Source organism: Streptomyces sp. NPDC059037 (genome assembly GCF_042740015.1).
Taxonomy (GTDB): Bacteria; Actinomycetota; Actinomycetes; order Streptomycetales; family Streptomycetaceae; genus Streptomyces.
Map to the genome: position 1 here is coordinate 1 of NZ_JBHYIG010000513.1, position 1934 is coordinate 1934.

A 1934-nucleotide genomic window follows, 5' to 3' on the forward strand; every position below is an offset into this window, starting at 1 on the left:
TCACGGGTGTGGGTGCAGGGCGGTGGTGTGGGCGGGGGCGATGGTTCAGGTGTGGGTGTCGGGCGATGGTGTGGGCGTGGGGCGGTGGTGTGGGTGTGCGGCCGGTGCGGGGGCGGACGCTGGTCTTGTGGAGCGGGTGGCGGTCGGTGAGAGGTGCCCCGAGCGGCTGGCCCGGCCAGGCCCCGGCGCGGCCCTCAATCCACCGTGCTGCACAGCCGCCGAGCCGCCGAGCCGCCGAGGTGTGGAGCCGCTGAGTCGCCGAGCAGCCGAGGTGTCGAGCTGCTGAGGCCGCCGAGTCGCTGAGCAGCCGAGGCGTTGACTGGCCGGGGCGGGCTGGTAAGCGGGGCTGTGGTCTGAATCGGCCGGGCACAGCCCATGAATACAACGAATACAACGAATACAACTCGCGGCCCTCGACGCTTGGTCGGACCTGAGCTGGCTGCGGGGGTGTGGGGAACCTACTTCGGCAAAGTTGCGTTTCGCAGCGCCGCGCGCCCCCTTGTGTCGGAACGCTACTTTTCCAAAGTAGGTGCCCCACCCCCTCGCCCTGCTCATGACCGTGTCGGTTGCCCCGGAAGGCCGGGCCGGCCGGGAGGGGGGTGTGCGCGTGGGCTCGACGGCCTCCAGGTCTGCGGAGCGGATCCGCCGTGCGCGGTACGGCTGCCTGCGAGCCACCGCGGCACCAGCGCCAACCTCCTGCCCGGCTGCTGCAACGGGCTGGAGGAGTGGCGTGATTGGCCTGAATCCCTCGACGTCGCCGTGGCTTCGCGATGGGTCGCTATCGGGGCGACCGTCGGTCTCATCGGTCGCCGGTCGCCCCGAAGGTCCTGGGCTACTCCTCGTCGAGAGGCCTCACGAACTCAAGCGTCCACGTTTCCTGGAAGTCGGGCTTCGGCGGGGCGAGTTCGATCTGCGCGCCGCGGTGACCGGCGCGCAAGGCGAGCCCCTTCTCCGAGAGGATCTTGACTCCGCCGATGACCCGCTCGAAGGTGAACTTCGCCCACTCGGGCCGCGGTACGCCGTTGACCCACAGCTTGTCTTCGGGGATCACGAGGCCTGCCGCCTCGTGGTACGCGAGGTAGATCACGTACGCCGAGCCCGGTACGGACTCGGCGGGAGCGACGGCCCACTCCTGTTCCATCGGCATCGGGTTCAGGTGGTCGGTGATGACGGGGGCGCCTTTGTCGATGGCGTGCTCGGTGGCCGTCATCAGTGAGGTCGCGCCGATGAGATGGGCGTGGAACTTGTAGACACCGGGCCGTACCGGGATCGGAGGCATGCGAAGGTCTCCCTGTTTCGCGGTCTGGTTCCACCAGTGACGGGACGTCACCCGTGTTCCTCCACCCTCGCCTTCGCAACAGACCGGGCAACAGGAGTGAAAGCAGCCAGCCCGAAGTACGGCGCACACCACTCGCTCGCGCATTCGATGTCATCCGGAAACATCAACTCATCCATGTCACCCGCAACTTCAATCCCCCCTCCCCGTCCACCCCCACAACTGACCCGCAATTGCCGCCATGCTCGAAAAGGGCCAGATCGCAACATTCCACAGACGGGTCATGGAAATGGTCAGCGGCATCCGGTTCCTCAGCGGCAACCCGAAGTCGCACGAGCCCACCACGAGCGCGAAGGCTGCGCGGCCGGGGAGGGGTCTAACCGTCGAACTTGGTGAGTCGGTCAATGGGTGCGGTGCCGAACTCCAAAGTAGGTCCCCCACCCCCCTCACCTGCTCATGGCCGTGATTGGTCGCCCCGGAAGGTCGGGCGGGTAGAGGGTTGACGAGACTGGTGTCGATCGTCGGGCCGGCCCGGGAGGGGGGTGTGGGGAAGCTGCTTCGGCAAGGTTGTGTTTCGCAGCGCCGCGCGCCCCCTTGTGTCGGAACGCTACTTTTCCAAAGTAGGTCCCCCACCCCCCACCTCTCATCCAGGAAGCGC

General features: G+C 67.5%; 1 protein-coding gene. It reads right to left on the reverse strand.

Going from position 1 to position 1934, the window contains the following annotated elements; genetic code table 11:
• Positions 1-832: 832 nt before the first annotated feature.
• Complete coding sequence (locus ACFWY6_RS45280; protein WP_384703736.1) at positions 833-1279, reverse strand: hypothetical protein; 447 nt, start codon at positions 1277-1279, stop codon at positions 833-835.
• Positions 1280-1934: the final 655 nt, after the last annotated feature.

Bases quoted from the DNA above. Each gene is read 5' to 3' on its own strand.
- ACFWY6_RS45280 (WP_384703736.1), bottom strand. From the start codon at position 1,279: ATGCCTCCGATCCCGGTACGGCCCGGTGTCTACAAGTTCCACGCCCAT.